Source organism: Sphaerisporangium rufum (genome assembly GCF_016863395.1).
Lineage (GTDB): Bacteria > Actinomycetota > Actinomycetes > Streptosporangiales > Streptosporangiaceae > Sphaerisporangium > Sphaerisporangium rufum.
In genome coordinates this window covers 89,887-108,776 of record NZ_BOOU01000067.1, presented here as the reverse complement: position 1 = coordinate 108,776, position 18,890 = coordinate 89,887, and the positions used below count along the sequence as shown (strand labels likewise).

The following is an 18,890-nucleotide window of genomic DNA, read 5'->3' as shown; positions in this document are numbered from 1 at the left end:
GAGGGGGAGGGGGCATGGGCAGGGACCAGGTATTCGCGGTGGTCCGCGACAACATCCTCGCGGTCCGGCCCGGGCTGGACCCGGCGGAGATCCGGGAGGACCGCAGCATGACCGAGCTGGGCTGCGACTCGCTGGACCGGATGGACGTGGTCTCCGGCGCGCTGGACGAGATCGGCCTCGAACTGGGCACCGACCGGCTGGCGAAGGTCCGCGACATCGGCGGCCTGGTCGACGTGCTGTGGCACGGCATCGGCGGGCCGGCGTGACCGCCGCGACCGGCGGGCCGGCGACGGGCGGCGAGCCCGGGGGGCCGTGGAGGAGCACCGAGCCCGGGACGCCGCGGGGCGGCGGCGAGCCCGGCGGGCCGCAGGTGGGCATCGAGGCGGTCGCCGCCTACTGCGGCAGCGCGTACGTGGACGTGGCGGACCTGTTCCAGGCCCGGGGGCTGGACCCGGCCCGGATGGGGAACCTCGGCATGCGCCGCAAGAGCGTGGCCCTGCCCGGCGAGGACGTGGTGGCGATGGCGGCGACCGCCGCGCGCCCGCTGGCCGACGCGCTCACCGAGGCGGAACGGGCGAGCGTGCGGACCCTGATCGTCGCCACCGAGTCGGCGTTCGACCTGTCGAAGTCGGCGAGCACCCATGTGCACCGGCTGCTCGGCCTGCCCCGCCAGTGCCGGCTGCTGGAGATCAAGCAGGCCTGTTACGGCGGCGTCGCCGCGCTGCGGGCCGCGGCGGCGCTGGTCGCGGTGGAACCGGGCAGCCGGGTGCTGGTGGTGGCCACCGACCTGCCGGTGCCGAACCGGGGTACCTACGCAGAGCCGTCCCAGGGCGCCGGCGCGGTCGCGATGCTGGTCGGCCCGCGGCCCGCGGTGGCCCGGCTGGAGCTCGGCACCGCGGGGGTCTACGGCTACGAGGTGGCCGACTTCGCCCGTCCCCGCGCCGACCTGGACGTGGTGGACACCGACCTGTCGCTGCTGGCGTACCTGGAGTGCCTGCTCGGCGCGTTCACCGACCACGCGGCCCGGCGGCCGGGCACCGACTTCGCCGGCACCTACGACCTGCTGGCGATGCACACGCCGTTCCCCGGCATGGTGCGCGGCGCGCACCGCCACGCCCTGCGCCGGCTCGGCGGCCTGGCCCGCGACCGGGAGCAGGAGGACTTCGACCGCCGGGTGGCACCGTCCCTGGTGTTCCCGCGCGACGTCGGCAACATCTACGCCGGCACCGCGCTGCTCGCGATGGCCGGGGCGATCGCCCACGCGCCGTCCCCGGGGCCGCTGTCGCTGGGCGTGTTCGGCTACGGGTCGGGGTGCTCGTCGGAGTTCTTCGCCTGCCACGTCCCGGCGGGCGCGGCCCGGCTGGTCGCCGGGACCGGCCTGGCCGCCGAGCTGGCGGCCCGGCGGCGGCTGACGGTGGCGGAGTACGACGCGGCCACCGCGGCGCTGCCCGACATGGCGTTCGGCGCGGCGGAGGCGAAGTTCGACCCGGCCGGGCTCGCCGGGGTGGGCGCCCCGCGTCCCCGGGCCGTGCTGACCGCGATCCGCGACCACCACCGGGAGTACACGTGGCTGCCGCCCCGCTAGCCCGCGGCCGGGCGGCCGCGGCCGGGCCGGTGTCGGTGGAGTCGATCGGCCGGGTGGCGCTGGTACGGATGGCGGACGCCGCGCGCGGCAACGCGATCGGCCCGGAGCTGGCCGCCGGCCTGGCCGCCGCGCTGGCCGCGGTGGCCGGCGATCCGGCCGCGCACGTCGTCGTGGTGACCGGCCTGCCGAACGTGTTCGCCGGCGGGGCCGACCGCGATCACCTGCTGCGCCCGGAACGGGCGGCGGTGGAGCCGTTCGTCCGGGCCTTCGCCCGGTGCGCGCTGCCGGTGGTGGCCGCCATGCAGGGGCACGCCTTCGGCGGCGGGCTGACCCAGGGGCTCTATGCGGACGTGCCGGTGCTGAGCGAGCGGTCGGTGTACGCGGCGAACTTCGCCAACTACGCGCTGGTCCCCGAGTACGGGACGACCTGGCTGCTGCGGGAGCGGCTCGGCTCGACCCTGGGCACCGAGATGCTGCTGACCGCACGCGGCTACCGCGGCGCCGAACTGCGCGACCGGCGCGCCCCGGTCCGGATCGTGCCGCACGAGCAGGTGCTGCCGGTGTCGCTGGCGCTGGCCGAGGGCATCGCCCGGGCGCCGCGGCACACCCTGCTGCTGCTCAAGCGGCAACTGGCCACCCAGCTGCTGGCGGCCGCCGACGCGGCCACCGCCGTGGAGATCGGCCCGCACGAGGAGGCCTGGGCGTCCGCCGACCGCGGGCGCCTGGTCGCCGAGCGGTACGGGCGCCCGGAGGAGATCTGGCGCCCGGAACCGGCCGGCGCCCGCGGCACCGGGAATGGCGGCCCCGGCGAGAAGGAGGAGACCGCGACGTGACCGCACCCCATCCGGCTCCCGACCCGGCGTCCAACGCGACATCACGCCCGGCGTCCGACCCGGCACCCGGCCCGGCGTCCGACCCGGCACCCGGCCCGGCGTCCGACGCGGCACCTCGCCCGGCGTCCGACCCGGCGCAGGGCCTGGCCCGTGCGGCGGCCCCGCGGGCCGCGGGCCGCGGCGCGTCCGGCCCGCCGCCGGTGGCCGTCGTCGGCCTGGCCTGCCGGGTGCCCGGCGGCGACGGCCCGGACGAGCTGTGGCGCACCCTGGTCGCCGGCCGGCTGCGCACCGGGCCGGTCCCGGCCGACCGCCTGGACGGCTACGACCCGGACATCGCCGGCACCGGCGGGGGGCGTGCGGCGCTGCTCGCCGACCCGGGCTCCTTCGACCTGGACTTCTTCCGCATCGGCCGCCGGATGGCCGTCTGGATGGACCCGCAGCAGCGGATGCTGCTGGAGACCAGCTGGCACGCGCTGGAATCGGCGGGCATCCCGCCGTCGTCGCTGGCCGGCACCGACACCGCGGTGTTCGCCGCCGCGGCGACCGCGGACTTCCGCGAGCGGATGATCCGCACCGGCACGGTGGACCGCTACGCGGCGGTGGGGTCGCTGTCGACCTACCTGGCCAACCGGCTGTCCCATCACTACGACCTGCGCGGGCCCAGCGTCACGCTGGACACCGCCTGCTCCAGCGGGCTGAGCGCGCTCGCGCTCGCCGTCTCCGGGCTGCGCGCCGGGGAGTTCGGCACCGCGCTGGTCGGCGCCGCCAACCTGTGCGCCGAAGGCTGGTACTTCGCCGCGATGTCCATGATGGGAGCGCTGTCGCCGTCCGGGGTGTGCCGGCCGTTCTCCGCCGACGCCGACGGTTACGTGCGCGGCGAGGGCGCGCTGTGCCTCGTACTGCGCCGGCTGGACGACGCGCTCGCCGCGGGCGACCCGGTGCTCGCGGTGATCCGCGGCGTCGCGCTGAACCACGACGGCCGGGCGGGCGGCCTCACCCGGACCGACACCGAGTCGCAGGCCCGGCTGCTGCGCCGCGCCCTGGACCAGGCCGGGCTGGCGCCCGCCGATCTCGGCTACCTGGAGGCGCACGCCCCCGGTACCCGGGCGGACGTGCTGGAGGTCGAGGCGGTGCGCCGGCTGCTCGCCGCCGGCGGCGCGCCGGCCCGCTTCGGCGGCCCCGGGGGCGGGCTGTGGATGGGCTCGGCGAAGGCGGTCGTCGGCCACCTGGAGGCGGCCGCCGGGCTGGCCAGCCTGGCCAAGGCCGTGCTGGTGCTGGTCAACCAGGCCATCCCGGTGAGCACCGGAGTGCTCAGGTTCGACGGCGGCGCCGAGCCGGCCGCGACCGCGGTCACCGGGGGCGACGTCGTCCCCTGGCCGCGCGTCCCCGGACGGCCGCGGCTGCTCGGCGTCAGCTCGTTCGGCATCGGCGGGTCGAACGCGCACGTGGTGCTGGCCGAGGCGCCGGAGCCCGGCGGGCCGGCCGCCGCGGGTGACGGCGGCCGGTACCCGGTGCCGGTGAGCGGTACCGGACCCGACGGGCTGCGCGCGGTGGCCGCCCGGCTGGCGGAGTTCCTGGCCGGCCCGGCGGCCCCCGCGCTGCCCGCCACCGCGTGGACCCTGCAGACCGGTCGCGATCATCTGGCCGCGCGGGCCGTCGTCCCGGCCGCCTCGGTGCCCGAGCTGGTCGCCGGGCTGCGCGCCCTGGCCGCGGGCGGCGGGCCGCCCGAGCCGGACGGCTCCGGCCTGCCGGAGCGGGCGGCGGCCGCCGCGCGGGAGTGGCAGGCGGGCGGCGCCCCGGACTGGGCCGCGCTGTGGGACCGGCCGCCGGCCCGGGTGCGGCTGCCCGGCTACCCCTTCGCCCGGGTGCCGCTCGGGTTCGTGCCCGGCCCGCGGCCCGCCACGGCCGCCCGGTGATGGGGGCGCCTCGCCCTCTTCACCGCGCGCAGGTCGTCCTCACCGCCGCGGCGGTGAGCACCGCGGTGGCCGAGGATCTGGACGGTTTCTCCGCCGCGTTGCGTGCGGGGCGCAGCGGCGTCCGGGTCACCGGGGACGAGATGGCGGCCGAGGCGCGGACCCCGGTGGCCGCCTGGCCGGCCGAGCCGGACCTGACGGGGTGGGCGGCCCGCCGGTTGGCCGGCGACACCGAGGCCGCCGCCCGGCTGGTCCGGGCGGTGAGCCGCACCGCGCCACCCGCCCGCGGCGCGGCCCGCGTCGCCGCCGCCGCCCTGCACGACGCCGGACTCGGACCGCAGGAGCGGGCGGCGGCCGGCCTGATCGTCGCGGGCAACAACCTGGCGCTGGCCTACCAGGCGGAGGTCTGGCGCGGTTTCATCAGCCGCCCGGGCGGCGTGCGGCCCTCGCACGCCCTCACCCATCTCGACACCGACGTGATCGGCGCGGTCAGCGAGGCGACCGGGGTGGTGGGCGAGGGATGGCAGGCGGGCGGCGCGTCCGCGGCCGGCACGCTGGCGGTGATCCTCGCCGCCCGGATGATCGCCGCCGGCGATCTGGACCGCTGCCTGGTGGTGGCGCCGGTCACCGAGCTGTCCGCCGCCGAGCTGCGGGCCTTCCACGCCACCGGTGCGATGGTCTCGCACGCGGATCCGGAGCGGCCGTGGCAGGCGTGCCGGCCGTTCGACCGGCACCGCCAGGGGTTCGTGTACGGAAAGGGCGCGGCGGCGGTCCTGCTGGAGGAGGCGGGCGCGGCGGCGGCCCGCGGTGCCAAGCCGCTGGCGCTGGTCGCCGGGTACGGCCAGCGGCTCGACGGGCGCCGCGGCACCCGGCCGGATCCGGCGGGACAGGTCGCCGCGCTGCGCGCCGCGCTGGCCGCCGCGGGGGTGGACCCGGGCGAGGTGGACTACGTGAACGCGCACGGCACCGGCTCGGTGGTCGGGGACGCGGTCGAGGCCCAGGCGCTGCTGTCGGTCTTCGGCGCCGGCCCGGCGCCGCTGATCAACTCCACCAAGCCGCTGACCGGCCACTGTATGGGCGCGTCCGGGCTGCTGGAGCTGGTCGCCACCGTGCTGCAGATGCGCGACGGCTTCGTGCATCCCAACCCGAACCTGGCCGAGCCGCTGGACCCGGAGCTGCCGCTGGCCGGGCGGTCGGCGACGCCGGCCACGATCCGCACCGCGGTGTCCAACAGCGTCGCCTTCAGCGGCATCAACTGCGCGCTGGTGCTGCGCAGCCCCGGGTGACCCATCAGCCATAACAATTGCTCTGAGGCAAATTTTGCATCATGCCGAACCGTCGGCGGCCGCGTCCCGTACCTCCCGATGACGCCGGGAGGATCCTCGGCCTTCGGCCGCGCAGATGGGACGACGGAACATGCGACTTCAGCAGACCCGGGTGGCGCTCGCCGCGGCGAGCGGTCTCGCCGCGATCCAGTTCACCGGTGGATGCGCCGGCGACCAGGGGACCGACGGCGCCACGGCGGCCGGCGCCCCGGCCTTCGCCGCGCCCACGGCGACCCCCGCCGGCGGCGTGCCGCTCGCGCCGGCCCGCGGCGGCCCGCTGAGCGGCGCCGACCGTGACCTGCTGGTCAAGGTCCGGCAGGCCGGGCTGTGGGAGACCCGGGTCGGCGACGAGGCCAGGACCCGGGCGTCCCGGGCGAAGACCCGCGAGCACCTGGGCGAGATCGCCCGCCAGCACCGCAAACTCGACGCCGACGTCCGTTCGGTGGCCACCAGGCTGCGGGTGCCGCTGCCGGACGAGGCCACCGAGGAGCAGCGGGGCTGGATCGCGGAGATCTCCGGGAAGTCCGGTCTCGACTACGACCGCACCGCGGTGAAGCGGCTGCGGCTGGCGCACGGCAAGGTGTTCCCGGTGATCGCGCAGGTCCGGGCCACCAGCCGTAACACGCTGATCCGCGACTTCGCCGAGCGCGCCGCCCGCTTCGTCAACGACCACATGGACATGCTGGAGGCCACCGGCCTGGCCGGCCCGTCGGCGATACCGCCTCCGCCGCCGGTGCTCACCGCCCCGGACGTGGTGCCCTCCGGCGAGCCCGCACCGGTCGCGCCGCCGGTCGAGGAACTGAACGCGCGGCTCGGCAACGGCCATCCGGCGGCCGACCGGATCCGGGTGGACGGACCGGCCGCCACCGGGTACGGCCCGCTCAGCGGCGCGGACCTGGACCTGCTGGTGAAGGTCCGCCAGGCGGGACTGTGGGAGATCCCGGTCGGCCGGCAGGCGGAGCGGCGGGCGTCGCGGTCCAGGACGCGGCGGAACCTCGGCGAGATCTCCCGGCAGCACGTGCGGCTGGACGCCGACGTCCGTTCGGTGGCGGCCCGGCTGCGGGTGCCGCTGCCGGACGAGGCCACCGAGGAGCAGCGGGGCTGGATCGCCGAGATCTCCGGGAAGTCCGGTCTCGACTACGACCGCACCGCGGTGAAGCGGCTGCGGCTGGCGCACGGCAAGGTGTTCCCGGTGATCGCCCAGGTCCGGGCCACCACCCGCAACACCCTCGTCCGGGCCTTCGCCGACCGCGCCCAGCGGTTCGTCGGAACGCACATGGCGCTGCTGGAGGGTACCGGTCTGGTCGGCCCGATGGCTCTGCCCTCCGCGCCGCCGGTGACCTCCGCGCCGCGGCCGGCGCCGCCCGGCGGCCCGGCGCCGAGCGCGCCTCCGGCCACATCCCTGCCCCTGTCCGGCCTGCCCCTGTCCGGCGATTCGGACGAGTACGCAATGAACGGCCACGGTATGTGAGGCACCGGAACCGGCCCGGCGACCCGGCCCGGCGACTCGGCCCGCCGGTCCGCGCCCGCCGGTCCGCGCCCGCCGGTCCGCGCCCGCCGGTCCGCGCCCGGTGGGCCGGGCGGTGGTCAGGCCGGTGGCGCCTCGGGCCAGCCGAGCGGGAAGGATGCGCCGGCCGGCGGCTCGCCACCGGCCTCGGTGAAGGCGCGCATGGCGGTCACCAGTGCCCGCCGCTGGTCCGGCGCCATCCGCGCGACGATCGCGGAGATCTCGGCCAGCCGCCGGTCGGTCACGTCCTGGACGATGCGGCGGCCCTCGCCGGTCAGCCGCAGCACGGTCTCCCGACGGTTGCGCGGGTTGACCTCCCGGCTGACCAGGCCGGCCGCCTCCAGCCGGTCGATCATGCGCATGGCGGTCGAGGGATTGACCCCCAGGCGGTCGGCGAGCGCGACCAGCTTGGTCTCGCCCTGCCCGACGACCACCAGCATGCGGAACTGCGGCACCGTGACCCGGTCCTCGGCGGCGGCCAGCGACCGGGCCGAGATCCCCACGAGCAGCCGGGAGGCGGTCAGCACGGCGGAGGTCACCGCCGCCAGGTCGTCGGCGGCGGTGTCGTCATGTTGCATGAAAGGTGTTCTACACGTTCGGCGCCGCCGCCGGAGGGTCAGCCCAGCCGGATGACGTTCCAGGAGACCGGCGGCAGCACCACCCGCGCCGGGTCGTGCCGCACGTCCGGGTTGGCCCGGGGGGCGATCCGGTCCGGGTCGTCGGCGGTGTTGGCCGCGTAGAAGTCGTCGTCGGCGAGCGTGACGGCCTCGACGATCCGCACGTCCCCCAGGGCCCGGGCGTCGATGTCCAGTACCAGCGGCCGGTCGGTCGCCCGGTTGACGGCGAACAGCGTGGTGCCCTCGGCGGAGTGGGTGGCCACCGCGTGCAGCAGCGGGACCTCACCGTAGGCGGCGGTCTCGTACACCGGCGACACCGCCGCGAGCCGCAGCACCTCGCCGGCCGCGTACCGGGAGGCCTGGGCGAACGGATGGAAGGTGGTCTGCCGCCACGCCCGCCCGCCCGGCTCGGTCATGATCGGCGCGATCACGTTCACCAGCTGGGCCAGCGACGCGGCGGCCACCCGGTCGGTGTGGCGGAGCAGGGTGATCAGCATGCTGCCGACGGCCACCGCGTCGGCCAGATGGTAGTGGTCCTCCAGCAGCGGCGGCGCCACCGGCCACCCCTCGGGCGGGCCGGCCGCCATGGAACGGCTCATGTACCAGACGTTCCACTCGTCGAACGAGATGTCGATCTTCTTGCGGGAGCGGAGCCGGGCACCGACGTGGTCGGCGGTGGCCACCACCGTGTCGATGTAGTGCTCCATGTCGGCCGCGCAGGCCAGGAACCCGCCGAGGTCGCCGTCCTTCTCCTCGTAGTAGGCGTGGGCGGAGATGAGGTCGACGACGTCGTAGGTCTCCTCCAGCACGGTGGCCTCCCAGGCGCCGAAGGTCGGCATGCCGGTGCCGGAACTGCCGCAGGCGACCAGTTCCAGGCCGGGGTCGGCCATCCGCATGGCCCGCCCGGTCGCGGCGGCCAGCCGCCCGTACTCGCGGGCCGGGCGGTGCCCGAGCTGCCAGGGCCCGTCCATCTCGTTGCCGAGGCACCACATGCGGATGTCGTGCGGATCCTTGGCGCCGTTGGCGATCCGCAGGTCCGACAGCGCGGTGCCGGACGGGTGGTTGCAGTACTCCAGCAGGTCCAGCGCCTCCTCGATGCCCCGGGTGCCGAGGTTGACGGCCATCATCGGCTCGACCTCGGCCCGCCGGCACCAGCGCATGAACTCGTCCACGCCGAACTCGTTGGTCTCGGTGGTGTGCCAGGCCAGGTCGCGGCGGCGCGGGCGCTCGGCCACCGGCCCGATCCCGTCCTCCCAGCGGTAGCCGGACACGAAGTTGCCGCCCGGGTAGCGCACCGTGGACACGCCGAGCTCCCGGGTCAGCGCCAGCACGTCCTGGCGCAGGCCGTCCTCGCCGGCCGCCGGATGCCCCGGCTCGTGGACGCCGGTGTAGACGCACCGCCCGAGATGCTCGATGAACGCGCCGAACGTCCGGCGCCGGACCGGCCCGACGCGGAAGGCCGGGTCGATGGTCACCTGAGCCTGATGCACCGTGGGACTCCTCAGGGGTGCCCGCGCGGCCGGAGCGCTTCCCGCCCGCCGCGGGGGACGTGCGGGATCATTAGGATTGTTAGCGCTACCACTCCGCAGGTCAAGACCTCTCACCCGGGTGGTGGCGCACGCGCCGGCGGCGAAAACCGGTGGCGCCCGCCGGGCGCGGGCAGGCAGGGTGGCCGAATGATCGATCCGAGGCTGGACGGGCGGGTGGCGCTGGTCACCGGGGCGAACCACGGGATCGGCGCCGCGATCGCGGTGGCACTGGCCGGGCAGGGCGCGCGCGTCCTGATCACCTACAAGCGGCTGGATGCCGCCGAGTACGCCGGCGACCCGGCCTTTCCCGAGCAGTACGGCCGGCTGCGCGCCGCCGGCGCCGGCGAGGTGGTGGCGCGCGTCCGCGCGGCCGGCGGGCAGGCCGTCGCGGTGGAGGAGGACCTGGCCGACCCGGCCGCGCCGGCCCGGCTGTTCGACCGGGCCGAGGCGGAGCTGGGCCCGGTGGAGATCCTGGTCAACAACGCCAGCGGCTGGCTGGGCGACACCTTCCTGCCCGACGCGCGCGACCGGTTCGGCCGCCCGCTGCGCCCGGTGGACGCGGCCGGCCACGAGCGGCTGTTCGCGGTGGACGTCCGGGCGCCCGCGCTGCTGATCGCCGAGCTGGCCCGCCGGCACGTCGCCCGCGGCGCCGGCTGGGGACGCGTCATCGGCCTGAGCTCCGGCGGCCCGGACGGCTTCCCCGAGGAGGTCTCCTACGGTGCCGCCAAGGCCGCCCAGGAGAACTACACGATGTCGGCCGCGCACGAGCTGGGCCGGTACGGCATCACCGCCAACATCGTGGTGCCGCCGGCGACCGACACCGGCTGGGTCACGCCGGAGATCGCCGCGCACGTCGAGTCCTCCAGCCCGCTGCGGCACGTCGGGACCCCCGAGGAGGTGGCCGAGGTGGTCACCTACCTGGCCTCCCACCAGGCCCGTTGGCTCACCGGCCAGATCATCCGGATGCGCTGACCCCGGCCGCCGGGCGTGCGGATCGTCACGCCTTGGTGACAGGGCGTCGGATTTTTGGCGGATGAGCGGATCATCCAGCCATCATCTGGTTCATGCAGCTGTGGATCGGACGCCGGATGGCCGGCTTATGGGCGGCGATGGCCGTGATCATCTTCGCCGGTGCCGTGGCGATAGTGGTCCGATACGACCTGCGGGCCGGCGACATCGACCCGGCGGGGCTGGTCATCGGCGCCGCGGGGCTGTGCTTGAGCCTGTTCTCCTGCTGGATGGCCGTCCGGGCCGCCCGCTGGCAGGAGTCGGACATCGAGGCGGCCGCGGCCCGGCTGCGGCTGGCGGTGCTGACGGGTGAAAGTGCCGCGCGCGTCCAGATGCTGGGTACCGACGCCGGCCGGATCGACCTGGACTACGCGCTGGACGGCAGGCCGGTGGACCGGGTGGCCGGTGCCGAGCCCGAGGGCCGGCTGACCGAGATCGTGGCGTACCACCGCAAGCTGGACCCGCGCCGCATGGTGATCACCGGGGCGCCCGGGGCGGGCAAGACCGTGCTGGCCGTCGAGCTGATCCTCGGGCTGCTGGACGGCCGCGCACCGGGCGAGCCCGTGCCGGTGCGTATTTCCGCGGCGTCGCTGGACACGACGCCGCCCGCAGCGGTCGCGGTGCGGCAGTGGCTGTTCCGCCACCTCACCGAGGTATTCCGGACGCCGCGGGCCGAGGCCGAGGCCCTGATCGCCGCGCGACTGGTCATGCCGGTGCTGGACGGGCTGGACGAGCTGGACGAGCGGCACGACCCGGCGGAGGACGGGGCCGAGCCGCCGGCCGACCGGATCGCCCGGGTCATCATGGCCGTCAACGCCTACCAGGACGTCGAAGGCCGGGCGCCGGTCGTGCTGACCTGCCGCACCGAGCAGTACCGGCGGGTCAAGGAACTGAAGATCTGGGTGCGCGACGCCGCCCAGGTGGAGATCCGTCCGGTCGCCGGGCGGGCCGCCCGCACGTTCCTGGCCCGCCGCGCGCAGGACCCGGACCGGTGGGAACCGGTGCTGGCCGAGATCGAGCGGGCGCCGCGCGGGCCGCTCGCCGCCGGGCTCGCCACCCCGTGGCGGCTCACGCTGGCCGCCATCGTCTACGAGGAGCGGGCCGCGGACCTCACCTTCCTGCGCGACCCGGCCGACCTGGTGCGCCTGGCCGCCCGGACGCCCGAGGCGGTCCGCGATCACCTGCTGGAGCTGCTCATCCCGTCCGTACTGGCCCGGACGCCCGCACCGGGCGACCCGGACCCGGAGCGGGTACGGCGCTGGCTCGCCACGCTGGCCGCCTATCTGAACGCCAACGCCGCCGGCCGCGCGCTCGGCGGCCGGCGGCTCTCGGCGACCGACCTGGCGCCGCACGCGCTGTGGCCGCTGGCCGGCGCGCTGTCCCCCCGACTGGTCACCGCCGCGGGCGTGGCGGCCGGCTACGCCGCGCTGCTCGTCGTCGTGCGGCGGTCGTCGACGCCCGACCTCACGGATCAGGCCATGCTCGGAGTGTCCGCACTCGTCTCGGTGACCATGGGCTTCTGGCGGACGTCGACGCCGCCCAGCCGTTTCGACGCGCGCCGGCTGCGCAGTGCCGCCGGGCGCCGGGCGCTGCGGCACACCATCCTGTCCTGCACAGTGATCGGGTTCGTCTTCGGTGCGATCGGCGTTCTGGGGACGATGGCCGGTTTGGTGTTCTATGGCGGGAAGGTGGTGGTCTGGAATCCGCAGGGGGCCGCCTCGCTGGCCGGTTACCTCGCCCTGGCGGGGCTGCTGTTCGGCGTGATGGCCGCCTTCCACGCGCCCGCCACCGGACAGGCCCGCGATCCCCGGCACGTGCTGCGCACCGACGCGGTCTTCGGCGTGGTGGGCGGGATCTTCGCCGGCGCCTGGTTCGGGCTGCCCGACCTGCTGGTCAACGGTCCGGTGGCCGCGGTCGGCACCGGTGCCGCGTTCGCGATCCCGGTGACGTTGCTGGGCGGCTTCGCGGGGTTCCGCTACCTGGCGATGCTGGCCTGTACCCGGCGGTGGACGGACCGGTGGCTGCCGTGGCGGCTCGGCCGGTTCCTGCACTGGGGCCGCCGGGCGGGGCTGCTCCGGGTGGCCGGGGTGGCCTACCAGTTCCGGCACCGGGAGCTGCAGGACTTCCTCGCCCCACCGGCGGAACCGCCGGTGACCACCCCGCCGGCGCGACCGCCGGTCACCGGCCCTTCGGCCGGGCGGGCGACGCCGGGCGGCCGGCGGTCCGGGCGGCCGCGGTCCCGGCGGCGTTGACAGGCGGGGGGACGGCGGGCTGTAATGATCAGCGGTGCCGAGCTGCCGCGGTGGACATCACCCCGCCGGCGGGCGGCACCCCGATCACAAGGGGATGATGTCGTGAGCGTTTACATCACGGACCACGCCTGATCGCACCGCGCCCGCGCGCCGTTCCCGCGCCCGGCCGCCGTTCGCCGTGGTGACACCCCTTCCCTGGAGCTGACCGGCCGTCCACCGGCCCCGGTCGGCATCGTCGCCTCGGTCCGGCCCGCCGGTGTCCGGGGACGTCGCGCGCCGCCGTCCCTTCGACGGCCATCGCCCCTGCGATGGCCGCCCCCCGGGCACGCCTTCCCGGCCCTTTCGTTGCCGCCCCGCCGGTTCGCCATGCGCCGTTCTCTCCGCGCCGGCGTCCGGCGCGGCGGTCGCGTGGGGCCGTACCGGGTGCCCGGCCCTGGTCTGCCGACCGATCCATTCCGCGGCCCGCGCCGGCGCGGCCGCCACCATGCCCTGGAGCAGTGCATTGCCCGATCTGAACGAGTTCCACGACTTCAACCAGCGGATCATCGACGAGTTCCGCGCCAACGCCGGCCGGGTCGCCGGCCCGTTCGAGAACGCCCGGCTGCTGTTGCTGACCACCGTCGGCGCCCGCACCGGCCGGCCGCACACCGTGCCGGTGGGTTACCTGCCGGACGGCGACCGGCGCCTGATCATCGCCTCGGCCGGCGGCGGGCCGCGGCACCCGGCCTGGTACCACAACCTGGTGGCCCGGCCACGGGTCACCGTGGAGGACGGCGCCTTCACCTACCAGGCGGACGCGACGGTGCTCGGCGGTGCCGAGCGTGACCGGGCGTTCGCCCGGGCGGTGGAGGCCGACCCCGGCTGGGGGGCCTACCAGGCGAAGACCGAGCGGGTCATCCCGGTGGTCGCGCTGGTCCGGGCGGACGTCGGGCCGCCGCCGGGACGGTTCGGCGACGCGCTGATCGCGATCCACGGGGCGTTCCGCCGCGAGCTGGAACTGATCCGCCGGGAGGTCGCCGAGTCCGGGCCCGGCGGCCTCGGCGCGCAGCTGCGGGTCAACTGCCTGACGCTGTGCCAGGGGCTGGAGATGCACCACGGGCACGAGGACGCGGCGATGTTCCCCACGATGGACGCCCGGCACCCCGAGCTGGCCGGCACGATGGCCCGGCTGCGCGAGGAGCACGAGGTCGTCGCCTGGCTGGTCGGCCGGCTGCGGGAGGTCGTCTCCGAAGGCGGCGCCGGTGACCGCGCAACGGTGCTGGCCGAGGTGGACCGGCTGGTCGCCGAGCTCACCGCACACCTGGACCACGAGGAGGAGCGGCTCGTCCCCATCCTCAACGCGATGAGCCCCTGACCGGGCTCGTACCCCCATGCAGCGGCCGGGTGGACCCGCCGCCGCACCCCCGAAACCCTGAAAGGCGACATCCTGAACATCACGCACATCCCGAGCACCGAGGACGGCGTGGCCGCGCACTCCCTCGGTGGCGTCTGGAGCCGGCCGTCCCGGGTGAGTCGGAGCAGGACGCCTTCCGGTCGCCGGTCGCCGGTCAGCGGTCACGGCGACGGCGACAGAGACGGAGACAGAGACGGAGACGGACAGATGGCCGTCACGGCCGGTGGCTAGTTCAGCAGCAGCGCGGCGTCCCAGCCGGTCGCCGGGGCGGTGCCGGTCGCGTAGTGGTGCAGGGCGAGCGCGATGCCAGTGGCCCCGTCCAGCAGCCCGGCGCGGTCCGGCGCCATCCGCGCCTCGCCCGCCACGGCGTAGCGGAAGCCGAACGGCGCGTCCGGTTCGAAGCACTCCATGAGCCGCCCGGCCAGCGCGTCGGCCCCCGCCGCGAGCAGCGGGTCGCCGCTCTCCCGGGCGATCAGGCAGGTGACGTGCAAGATGCCGGCCCAGCCGTGGCACAGGCCGGCGTCGGTCATGCCCCACTCGTCCAGGGGCTGCTCCAGCGCCCGGCGCAGCGCGAGCACGGCGGCGGCGCGCCAGTCCGGCCGGTCCAGCGCGGTCCCGGCGAGATACAGCGCGCGGGCGATGCCGCCGGTGCCGTAGCACCAGCCGGGCCGGGCGGGCGGTCCGGGCGCCGGCGGTCCGGCGGCCTGCCGGCACGGTGTCACGGTGAACGGCCACCCGCCGGCCGATTCCCAGCCGAGCAGCCAGCCGGCGATCCGCTCGACCGCGGTGACCAGGCCGGGCGGGCGCGCGCCGTCGCGGTGGGCGAGGGCGAGCAGCGCGAGCGGGCCGGCGATGCCGTGGGCCAGGCCCAGGTTGAAGTGGCCGCCGCCGTCCGGGCGGCCCTGGATCGGCGCGTGCCGCACCCACCATCCCGGGACGCGGGCGCCGTTCAGCTCGATCGGCTCGGTGAGGGCGACCAGGTACGTCAGGGCCTCGGTGTCGCCGTACGGCAGCACCAGGCGGCCGAGTCCGGTGAGGCCCTCGATGACGTCGTAGGCGGTGAACCGGGTCCCGGGCGGCCCGGCCGCCGGCAGTTCCCGCTCCTCGGCGGCCCGGCCGCGGGTCATCGCGCGCACCTGGGGCTCGATGCGGGCCAGCAGGGACGCGTAGTCGCCCGGCCGGGTGACCGCCGCGCGGGTGGCGAACAGCAGGGCCGGCAGGCCGGTCAGCAGCGAGCGGCCCCGGGCGCCCTCCGGGCCGGCCAGGAACCGGGCCGCGCCGCTCAGATGGGCGTGCGCCGCCGCGCGGTCGCCCAGCTCGGCGTGCAGCAGCGCGACGCCGAGCGGCCCCTCGTTCAGCGAGCCGGGATACCAGATCGGCACCTCGCCGTCGGGGAAGACGTCCACGGCGGCCCCGGTGATCGCGGTGACCTCGCCGGGGTCGGCGAGGCCGCGGGCGACCCGCGCCACGATCTCCGCCGCCCGCGCCGCCAGGGCGGCAGGTGAGAGCGTCGCGCTCACCGGCCGTGCCTCGCGCGGTCGCGCAGCGCCCGGACGGCGCCGCGCGCGATGGCGTAGGAGGCGCCCTCCGACGACTCCGACACCCCGACCAGCCGGTTGTGGTGCATGTGGAGCAGCGCGGCCGGGGACGCCCCCCGGCTGAGCGCGCGCACCAGCTCGCCGTATCGGGCGACGGCCGGCCGGCGGGCCCGCCAGATCTCCGCGACCCGCGGGTCCAGGTCCGCGCCGCCGATGAAACCGATCGCCGTCCGCCGGATCGCCTGGAACGCCGCGTGGTGCTCGGCGGAGCCGCGCGCCGCCGTCCAGTCGTCACCGTGCTCGGGGTCGAACGCCCGGACCAGGTCGACGTGGTTGGCGGCGGCGAGCAGGCCGGTGGGCAGGTCCAGCCGCAGCCGCAGCTGCGCGAGCACCGCCACGCTGTCGGCGTGGAACACCCGCTCGGCCGCCTCCAGCGCCGCCGGGCCGCCGTAGCGGTCGACCTCCGGCTCGTAGGCGTCCAGCAGCATCGCCCGGGCCAGGCCGGCCCGGCACAGGTCCGCCGACCAGTCGTGCACCAGCGGCAGCACCTCGGCGGCGAGCCGCGCCGGGTCGCCGTGGAAGCGCAGGCGCAGGTGCGGGGCGGGGTCGAAGTAGCGGATGAAGAACCATCGATCCACACATTCGGGCAACGCGTCGGTCAGCACCGGCAGCCGGTCCCGCAGCAGTTCGGTCTGCCGGCCGGCCGCGGCGTAGAGCTTGGCGAACAGCCACTCGCCGCCGGGATGGTGCCGGACCGCCCGGGCCCGGGTGCGGACCGGCAGCCGGACCGGCCCGCGGACCGCCGGGGCGGGCGGTTGCGCCGAGCGCAGCGTGACGACCAGCTCGCCGGCCCGGCCGTCCAGCCAGCCGGTGCCGAAACCGGCGCCGCCGGGCGGCTCCACCAGCAGCGAGCCCGGCCGGCGCGCCAGCTCGTGCCGCAGCAGCTCCCGGTGCACCGGGGCGTCCAGGTCCAGGCCGACCCGGTTGTCGCCGCTGGTCAGATACGCCTCGCGCGGTACCCCCCACCGCTCGCGCCACCGGTCGAACAGCCGGTTCCAGGTGTCCTGCGGCAGCTCCAGGTCGTTGAGCTCGGCGGCGATCCGCCAGGAGGCCGGGGAGAGCACCAGCCGGCCGCGGCGAACCCGGGGCAGGTAGGGGAGCGTCGCGGCGACGCTCCCCCAGTCCCAGGGGTGGATCGCGCGGCGGGCGGCCGAGGCCACCTCGCACAGGAACCGGGCGGGGGCGGGGGAGTTGTACCGCAGGACGAGCATGTGCAGCACGGCCGGTGCGACCTCCGCGCCGATCCGGGGGGCGTAGACGAACATCCGGTCGCCGGTCGAGCCGATGGTCAGGTCGTCCAGGGACAGTACCGCCGGATCGCCCCGGTCGGCGAAGCCGCCCACCGGCAGCCGATGGGCGGCCACGATCGGCGCCCGGGCCACGTTGGCGTTCCGGCTCCAGTTCGTCTCGAACGTCACCTGGGCGGGCACCGCGGCGGCGGCCTCCCGCCACAGCGCGGCGGCCTGGTCGCGCAGGTCGTCCAGCAGGTAGGCGACCCGGCCGCTCAGCGCGCCGGCCCGGCGGGGCATCGGCATGTTGGCCAGCACGAGCCGGAAGTCGCCGGCGTCCAGGGCCTCGGTCGAAGCGGCGATCAGATGCGCGCCGATCTCCACCACCGGCGGCAGCCGGCCGTCGTCCCGGTGGGCGAGCCGGTCCACCGCGGTGTCGTCCAGCTCGATCTCGCGCGCCCCGTCGAGCAGCGCGCCCTGTACCAGCTCGCCGAGCACCCGGTCGCGGAAGCGGTCCGGCTCGTCGTCCACCTCCGGGCGTTCCGACCCTTGGTACCCCGCGGGAAGTCCGAGCCCCAGCTCCGGGTCGAGGAGCTCGCGTACCGGGACGAGCCGGGCGGTGCCGTAACGTTCCAGGAATTCGTCGTGGTAGGCGCGCAGGGCGGCGGTGCCGGTGCCCGGCGGGGTGAGGCGGGCCAGCAGGGCGCCGAGGGCGGCGAACTCGGCGGCGACCGCGTCCGGCAGCCGGACGTCGGCGTCGCATCGCAGGTCGACGTGCGGCGAGCGGTGTTCGGCGCGCAGCCGGGAGGTGGCGGCGGTCAGCTCCCGCCAGGCGGGCAGCCCGCCCCCGGCCGGCGCCGCGGCGTAGGCGTCCACCGCGGCGGCCACCTCGCGCAGCCCGGCCGCCGCGTCCGGGGGCAGCAGGCCGATGACATGGGCGAGCGGGTCGGCGGCATCGTCCGGCGGCACCAGCTCGGTCAGCAGCACCGACCGCTCGACGAGCTGCGCGAGGACATTCTCGATCTTGGCCGCGGCCGCGCCGGGGAACGCCTCGGCCAGCGAGGCGGCCAGGTCGGCGAACCGGACCGGCCGGTCGGCGCCGGCCAGCGCCACGCCGACCAGCGGGGTCATCCGGATGGACAGTTCGCGGGCCGCCGAGGAGTCGACGTTGCGCGGCAGGTGCGCGAGCACCAGCCGGTCGCCGCGCACCGCGCACAGATCGTTGCGGACCACGCGCAGCGTGCGCAGCACCGCCGGGTCGCCTTCCAGGTCGCGGACGACGGCCAGCAGCCACCCGGCGTCGGGGCGCACGCCCTTGGCCGGCCGGTCGCCGAGCCGGATCTTGGCGGCGTCGTCGAACCCGGCGGCCGCCACCCCGGCCATCAGCCCGAACGGCGTGGGCCGGGTGGCCATGCGCAGCACGTACCGGGTGGTGGACCGGACGGCCCGCCGCAGCCGCCGCTCCTCGACCGGCCGGCCGTCGTGCACCGCGTCCAGGACGTGCGCCAGCGCCGGGCTGGACACGGTGATCGCCTCCCGGACCATCGGGTCGGCGGTGAGCGCGCGAAGATGGGCGGCCGGGTCGCCGCCGTCGTCCCGGGTGGCCGCCACCCGGCCGGCCGGCAGTGTGGCGATCCGCAGCAGCGCGTGGCCGGCGGCACCGAACTGTTCCATCGTCTTCCCCCGTCTCCGGTGACCTGCCCTTTCCGGCACCGCGAACCTACGAGGCCGGGCGGGCGAGGGGGCCATGGTTCAAGATTGTTGGAAGTTTCGCCGTGCCTCCCGTCATGGCCCGTAGGTTCCTTTCCACCGCCGATGCCGGATGACCGGCCGATCGGTGGTGATGAAACCGAGCAACGGAAGGACGGGGACATATGAGCCCGGTAGCGCAGCTGGACCTGGACGCGGACATCTTCGATCTGGACCTGGAGTTCGTGCTGGAGGCCGAGCTCCCGGCCGCCATCCAGGCGTGCAGCGGCAGCGACTACACCTGCACCACCAACGTGTCGTACAGCGGCACCTGCGCCGCGACGCAGAACTGCGGGGGGTGCACCCCGACCTACGGGCGGCAGGCCCCCGGCATGTGCTACTGACGGCCGAC

Annotated in this window: 14 protein-coding genes; 10 read left to right on the top strand and 4 right to left on the bottom strand. The window is 76.3% G+C overall.

What is annotated here, in order from left to right:
* Window positions 1-14 precede the first annotated feature (14 nt).
* The 6 genes from Sru01_RS24825 to Sru01_RS24800 all read left to right on the top strand — a co-directional run bounded on the left by Sru01_RS24825 (window position 15) and on the right by Sru01_RS24800 (window position 7,127).
* On the top strand, window positions 15-266 hold the full coding sequence (locus Sru01_RS24825; protein ID WP_203990265.1) for a phosphopantetheine-binding protein: 252 nt from the start codon (window positions 15-17) through the stop codon (window positions 264-266).
* Complete coding sequence (locus tag Sru01_RS24820; RefSeq protein ID WP_203990263.1) at window positions 263-1,585, top strand: hydroxymethylglutaryl-CoA synthase family protein; 1,323 nt, start codon at window positions 263-265, stop codon at window positions 1,583-1,585. Before Sru01_RS24825 ends, Sru01_RS24820 begins: the two co-directional genes overlap by 4 nt.
* Window positions 1,567-2,418: a polyketide synthase gene (locus Sru01_RS24815; RefSeq protein WP_203990261.1), complete on the top strand. Its 852-nt coding sequence runs from the start codon at window positions 1,567-1,569 to the stop codon at window positions 2,416-2,418. The genes Sru01_RS24820 and Sru01_RS24815 overlap by 19 nt, the downstream gene beginning before the upstream one ends.
* Window positions 2,415-4,334 carry a polyketide synthase gene (locus Sru01_RS24810; RefSeq protein WP_203990259.1) on the top strand — a complete coding sequence of 640 codons (1,920 nt, stop codon included), beginning with the start codon at window positions 2,415-2,417 and terminating at the stop codon, window positions 4,332-4,334. Before Sru01_RS24815 ends, Sru01_RS24810 begins: the two co-directional genes overlap by 4 nt.
* On the top strand, window positions 4,334-5,617 hold the full coding sequence (locus Sru01_RS24805) for a beta-ketoacyl synthase N-terminal-like domain-containing protein (RefSeq protein WP_275412210.1): 1,284 nt from the start codon (window positions 4,334-4,336) through the stop codon (window positions 5,615-5,617). The genes Sru01_RS24810 and Sru01_RS24805 overlap by 1 nt, the downstream gene beginning before the upstream one ends.
* A gap of 130 nt (window positions 5,618-5,747) precedes the next feature.
* Complete coding sequence (locus Sru01_RS24800; protein WP_203990255.1) at window positions 5,748-7,127, top strand: DUF4142 domain-containing protein; 1,380 nt, start codon at window positions 5,748-5,750, stop codon at window positions 7,125-7,127.
* 116 nt (window positions 7,128-7,243) lie between these two features.
* Here the strand turns inward: Sru01_RS24800 and Sru01_RS24795 are convergent, their stop codons facing one another.
* On the bottom strand, window positions 7,244-7,741 hold the full coding sequence (locus Sru01_RS24795) for a MarR family winged helix-turn-helix transcriptional regulator (RefSeq protein WP_203990253.1): 498 nt from the start codon (window positions 7,739-7,741) through the stop codon (window positions 7,244-7,246).
* 38 nt (window positions 7,742-7,779) lie between these two features.
* Complete coding sequence (gene arfA, locus Sru01_RS24790) at window positions 7,780-9,270, bottom strand: arabinosylfuranosidase ArfA (protein WP_203990251.1); 1,491 nt, start codon at window positions 9,268-9,270, stop codon at window positions 7,780-7,782.
* Window positions 9,271-9,456: 186 nt separating this feature from the next.
* On the opposite strand from arfA, the gene Sru01_RS24785 reads away from it, so the two are divergent.
* The 3 genes from Sru01_RS24785 to Sru01_RS24775 all read left to right on the top strand — a co-directional run bounded on the left by Sru01_RS24785 (window position 9,457) and on the right by Sru01_RS24775 (window position 13,923).
* A complete protein-coding gene (locus Sru01_RS24785) occupies window positions 9,457-10,281 on the top strand; it encodes an SDR family NAD(P)-dependent oxidoreductase (RefSeq protein ID WP_203990249.1) in 825 nt (274 codons plus the stop codon).
* A 92-nt stretch (window positions 10,282-10,373) separates the two neighbouring features.
* Window positions 10,374-12,569, top strand: coding sequence for an NACHT domain-containing protein (locus tag Sru01_RS24780; protein WP_203990248.1), 2,196 nt, complete (start codon window positions 10,374-10,376; stop codon window positions 12,567-12,569).
* Window positions 12,570-13,071: 502 nt separating this feature from the next.
* A complete protein-coding gene (locus Sru01_RS24775) occupies window positions 13,072-13,923 on the top strand; it encodes a nitroreductase/quinone reductase family protein (protein WP_239137712.1) in 852 nt (283 codons plus the stop codon).
* Between the two features lie 266 nt (window positions 13,924-14,189).
* Here Sru01_RS24775 and Sru01_RS24770 read toward each other — a convergent pair whose 3' ends face one another.
* Entirely contained in the window at window positions 14,190-15,482 is a 1,293-nt protein-coding gene (locus Sru01_RS24770) for a lanthionine synthetase C family protein (protein ID WP_203990246.1), read from the bottom strand.
* On the bottom strand, window positions 15,479-18,463 hold the full coding sequence (locus Sru01_RS24765) for a lantibiotic dehydratase (protein ID WP_203990245.1): 2,985 nt from the start codon (window positions 18,461-18,463) through the stop codon (window positions 15,479-15,481). The genes Sru01_RS24770 and Sru01_RS24765 overlap by 4 nt, the downstream gene beginning before the upstream one ends.
* 200 nt (window positions 18,464-18,663) lie before the next feature.
* On the opposite strand from Sru01_RS24765, the gene Sru01_RS24760 reads away from it, so the two are divergent.
* A complete protein-coding gene (locus Sru01_RS24760; protein WP_203990244.1) occupies window positions 18,664-18,882 on the top strand; it encodes a hypothetical protein in 219 nt (72 codons plus the stop codon).
* The last annotated feature ends 8 nt before the right edge of the window (window positions 18,883-18,890 follow it).